Raw genomic sequence first — 4439 nt, 5'->3', positions numbered from 1 at the left:
CTGTCGGCAGGGTGGGCGTCTGCTGAGGCTGCGGCTTGGGCGTCTGCGGTGGTGGCGGTCTTCGTCGAGGTCATGTCGGCTCCCTTTCAGTGGTCGGTGGTCTGGTCTGCCCAGGTGACGTAGCGGACGCCCTGGTCCTGAAGCACCGGTCGCAGGCCGTAGCGGTCGATGCCGAGCTCCCCGCGCTGGAAGGCCTCGCGGGCGGCCTCCTCTTTCGCGATGCGGGCCGCGGAGGCCTCGAGGACGGCGTCGACTTCGTCCCGGCGCACGCGCACGACGCCGTCGTCGTCGGCGACGATCGCATCCCCGGGGGCGACGGGGCAGCCGCCGATGACGACGGGCACGTTGATCGCTCCGGCGGTGGCCTTGACGGTGCCTTGCGCGCTCACCGCAGCCGACCAGGCCGGGAAGTCCATGTCGCGCAGCTCCTGGGTGTCGCGGACTCCGGTCGTCGTGATGAGGCCGCGGACCCCGCGGTGCTGGAGCGAGGTGGCGAAGAGCTCTCCGAAGAGGCCGTCGCGGTTGGGCGAGTTCGTGGTGACGACGAGGATGTCGCCGGCCTGGCACTGTTCGACGGCAGCGTGGATCATGAGGTTGTCCCCCGGCCAGCACACGACGGTGACGGCGGTGCCGGCGATCCGAGCTCCCTGCTGGATGGGCCGGATCTCCGGTTCGACGAGTCCGCTGCGTCCCTGCGCCTCGTGGACGGTGGCCACGCCGAAGGCGGTGAGGCGGTCGAGCCGATCGGGCGCGAGACGGGGAACGTCGGTGACGATGATCTTCTCCATGGGGAGCACCTTTGTACTTGGGTTTGCGGATGGACGGGCACGGGCGGCTGGCGCGGACGGCTGCGCGTCGACGACCGAGGCGGGCACGCCGGGCCGCTGACACTATCCAGGCAAACACCGACGATCAGGTTTGTCAACAATATTGTTGACAAACCTGTGGACCGAGGGCGAGACTGGGAGAAGCAGCGCATGTGCTCCACGTCTCCTCGACCTCGGTCGCGGGAGGGGCTGCGGGCACAGCGATGCGAACATCGTCGTTCCTTATCTCCTGGAGGTATCTGCCCATGAGCGCCAACAGTCTCAAAGACGAACTCAGCGCCGGTTCCGGTGTCGTTGCGACCCTGAAGAACTCGCCGTACCGACCCATGGTCTTCCCCGTCGCCGCCGAGTTCACGAACTGGCGTTCCGAACAGCATGCATGGCGCGACTCGGTGGCCCTGCTCGATCAGTCCCACCACATGACCGACCTCTTCATCAGCGGCCCCGATGCCGCTGCGCTGCTCGAGCACCTCGCCGTGAACTCCTTCAAGAACTTCGGCGTCGACAAGGCCAAGCAGATGGTCTCGGTCAACTCCGACGGCAAGTTCATCGGCGATGCGATCCTCTTCCACACCGGTGAGGACGAGTACGATCTCGTCGGCCACCCCATGCTCATCGACTGGGTCCACTTCAACGCAGAGACCGGTGACTGGAATGTCACGATCGACCGCGATCCCACCTCTGCCGACCGGCAGGGTCCCCCGAAGCTCTACCGCTTCGAGATCCAGGGACCCAACGCGGTCAAGGTCATGGAGAAGGTCACCGGTCAGCCTGTGCCCGATGTGAAGTTCTTCAACATGGCGACGTTCACGATCGCCGGCCACGAGGTCAAGGCGCTCAAGCACGGCATGGCCGGACAGCCCGGCTTCGAGATGTTCGGCCCGTGGGCCGAGGGCGAGGACGTGCTCGCCGCCCTCCTCGAGGCGGGCAAGGACTTCGATCTCAAGCGGGCCGGGGCGAAGGCGTACTCGACGGCGAACATCGAATCCGGCTGGGTGCCCACTCCCCTGCCGGCGATCTTCACGAGCGAGGACACCGCCGCCTACCGCGAGTGGGTGCCCTTCGGTCGGATCGGCTCGCTCGGCGGCAGCTACGATGCCGAGTCCATCGAGGACTACTACCTCACCCCCTACGACCTCGGCTACGGCCGCACCGTGAAGTTCGACCACGACTTCATCGGCCGGGAGGCGCTGGAGAAGATCGCCGAGGGACCCAACCGCGTCAAGGTCACCCTCGTGTGGAATCCCGAGGACGTCGCCGGCGCCTTCGGTTCGCTCATGGGTGAGGAGCTGCCGGCGAAGTTCATCGAACTGCCGAAGTCCCGCTACGCCCACCACCAGTACGACAAGGTCACCGTCGACGGGTCCACGGTCGGAATGTCGCTCGACTGCGGCTACGTCGCCAACCCCCAGGCCTACATCTCACTCGCCGTCGTCGACGCCGAGTACGCCCAGCCGGGCACCGAGGTCACCGTCGTGTGGGGTGAGAACCCCAACACCGACAAGCCCGCGATCGAACCCCACCGGCAGATCAGCATCCGCGCCACCGTGGCCCCCGTGCCCTTCGATGTGCACGCCCGCGAGAGCTACCGGGCATAAGGAGCCGCCATGCAGTCCAATTCCTCAGACGCCCCCGCCTCCACGGCAGGGGCCACGCAGACCCCCGCCTCGGCGAGCGCCGAGGCGACGGGGAGAGCACCGGGATCCGCTGACCATGCGTGGCCGGAGTTCGGCTACGAGGTGATGCCGTTCAAGGGCATCTTCGAGTCGGTCACCGCCTCGGTGCCCACCGACGTCCCGCTCACGGTCACGGCCTCGCCGAACAAGACGATCGAGGACACGGTCAAGCTTGCGGTGCGCTTCCACGCCGACGGCTACCGGGTGGCCCCGCACCTGTCGGCGCGGATGATCCGGAACCGGGACCACCTCGGCGAGCTTCTCACCGACCTGCAGACCGGCGGGATCCGTGAGCTCTTCGTCATCGGCGGGGACGCCGAACCCCCGGCCGGGGACTACGTCGATGCGCTGGGTCTGCTGCGCGACATCGCGTCGTTCGACCTGGCCTGGGATCGGATCGGGATCGGCGGGTACCCCGAGGGGCATCCGAAGATCGACGATGCGAAGCTGCTGCAGGCGCTCGTGGCCAAGCAGCCGTTCGCGACCCACATCGTCACCCAGATCTGCTTCTCCGCCGAGGCGACCGCCACCTGGCTGCGCCAGCTGCGCGCCGCCGGCGTCACCCTTCCCGTGCGGATCGGGGTGCCCGGGGCGATCGAGCGGACGAAGCTCATCCGGATCTCGAGCAGCGTCGGCGTCGGGGAGTCGATGAACTTCCTGCGCAAGCAGCAGTCGATGTTCTGGCGCTTCTTCGTCCCCGGCGGCTACAACCCGACGAAGCTCGTCAAGGCCTACCGGAAGCACTTCTCGGCACCCGATGTCGAGGGCTTCCACATCTTCACGTTCAACTCGGTCAAGTCGACCGAGGAGTGGCGGAGGAAGATGAACAGCCATTGATCGCCGCCGAACTTCCCCACCCGACCTCCCAGCCTGAAAGCGAGGCTCCCATGAGCTTCGATGACCACCCGCCCACGTATGTCCTCGTCCACGGCGCCTGGCACGGCGCGTGGTGCTGGCGCGGTGTCGAGGAGCTGCTCGTCGCCACCGGGGCGAAGGTGTCGACGCCGACGCTCAGCGGCCTCGGCGACAAGGCGCACCTGCCGCTTGCCGAGATCGGGCTGCTCACCCACATCGCCGATGTCGTCGCCCACCTGCGCACCGAGGACCTGAGAAACGTCACGCTCGTCGGGCACAGCTACTCCGGGCTCGTCGCCACGGCGGCCGCAGTCCTCGAGGAGGAGCGGATCAGCAAACTCGTCATCGTCGACGGCTTCCTGCCGCGGGCGGGCGAACGCTGGTCGGACCTGCTGCCCGACCGCGCGGCCGCGCACTACTGGGAGGCGCTGGGGCAGTCCGGGGGTGTGAGCATCGCACCGCGTCCGGTCGCCAACCTCGGCGTCACCGATCCGGACCTGCTCGAATCGATCCCGCCGAGGCTGACCCCGCAGCCGGGGAAGACGTTCACCGAGGCGACCCGGTGGGGTCTCGACCAGCTCAATGTGCCCGGACGCTACCTGCTCGCCGACGGCTGGAACACAGTGTTCGGGCCGGCGAAGCAGCGGGCGATCGACGCCGGCTGGAGTCACCGGGACCTCGACGGCGACCATGAGCTCATGCTCACCGATCCGAAGCTGCTCGCCGAGGCACTCATCGAGATCCATTCGCCGAAGTCGGTCAAGGTCAGGAAGGTGCACTGATGGAGTTCCTCGTGTGGCAGGAGAAGCTGCCGGCCATCCCGTCGAACGCGTACAGCGTCCGCGAGGAGCGGGCGTACGCCGATTCCCTGCGGGAGCAGGGCGTGCTCGAACGCATCTGGCGCAAGCCCGGCAGCTCGACGGCGGTCGTCCTCTACCGGGTCGACGACGCCGACCACCTCCATCGTGTGCTCAGCGCCCTGCCCTCGTTCCCGTGGATCACCACAACCGTCCACCCCTTGGCCACGCACCCGCAGGAGGCGACCCCGGCCGAGGGGTGGACGGTTGTGGTGATCCACGGG

5 protein-coding genes are annotated in these 4439 nt (G+C 67.7%); 4 read left to right on the top strand and 1 reads right to left on the bottom strand.

What is annotated here, in order from left to right:
• Positions 1-86: 86 nt before the first annotated feature.
• Positions 87-788, bottom strand: coding sequence for a 4-carboxy-4-hydroxy-2-oxoadipate aldolase/oxaloacetate decarboxylase (locus FFS20_RS17685; RefSeq protein WP_137827085.1), 702 nt, complete (start codon positions 786-788; stop codon positions 87-89).
• 284 nt (positions 789-1072) lie between these two features.
• Between FFS20_RS17685 and FFS20_RS17680 the strand changes: the two genes are divergently transcribed.
• The 4 genes from FFS20_RS17680 to FFS20_RS17665 form a co-directional block, all read left to right on the top strand.
• Positions 1073-2425, top strand: coding sequence for an aminomethyltransferase family protein (locus FFS20_RS17680; protein WP_137827084.1), 1353 nt, complete (start codon positions 1073-1075; stop codon positions 2423-2425).
• Between the two features lie 9 nt (positions 2426-2434).
• Positions 2435-3340 (top strand): methylenetetrahydrofolate reductase, encoded by a 906-nt coding sequence (locus FFS20_RS17675; protein ID WP_137827083.1) that lies wholly within the window; start codon positions 2435-2437, stop codon positions 3338-3340.
• A gap of 50 nt (positions 3341-3390) precedes the next feature.
• Positions 3391-4140, top strand: coding sequence for an alpha/beta fold hydrolase (locus FFS20_RS17670; protein ID WP_137827082.1), 750 nt, complete (start codon positions 3391-3393; stop codon positions 4138-4140).
• Positions 4140-4439, top strand: a 300-nt coding sequence (locus FFS20_RS17665) for a muconolactone Delta-isomerase family protein (RefSeq protein ID WP_137827081.1), incomplete at its 3' end; no start/stop codon positions are given. The genes FFS20_RS17670 and FFS20_RS17665, both read left to right, overlap by 1 nt.

The organism is Brevibacterium sp. 2SA, from assembly GCF_005502845.1.
GTDB lineage: Bacteria > Actinomycetota > Actinomycetes > Actinomycetales > Brevibacteriaceae > Brevibacterium.
The sequence above is the reverse complement of the archived record's forward strand: the minus strand, read 5'-3'. Positions and strand labels throughout refer to the sequence as shown.

What these genes read in the sequence shown, in the direction of transcription:
- FFS20_RS17685 (WP_137827085.1), bottom strand. Translation starts at nt 788, where the DNA reads ATGGAGAAGATCATCGTCACCGACGTTCCCCGTCTCGCGCCCGATCGG.
- FFS20_RS17680 (WP_137827084.1), top strand. Translation starts at nt 1,073, where the DNA reads ATGAGCGCCAACAGTCTCAAAGACGAACTCAGCGCCGGTTCCGGTGTC.
- FFS20_RS17675 (WP_137827083.1), top strand. Translation starts at nt 2,435, where the DNA reads ATGCAGTCCAATTCCTCAGACGCCCCCGCCTCCACGGCAGGGGCCACG.
- FFS20_RS17670 (WP_137827082.1), top strand. Translation starts at nt 3,391, where the DNA reads ATGAGCTTCGATGACCACCCGCCCACGTATGTCCTCGTCCACGGCGCC.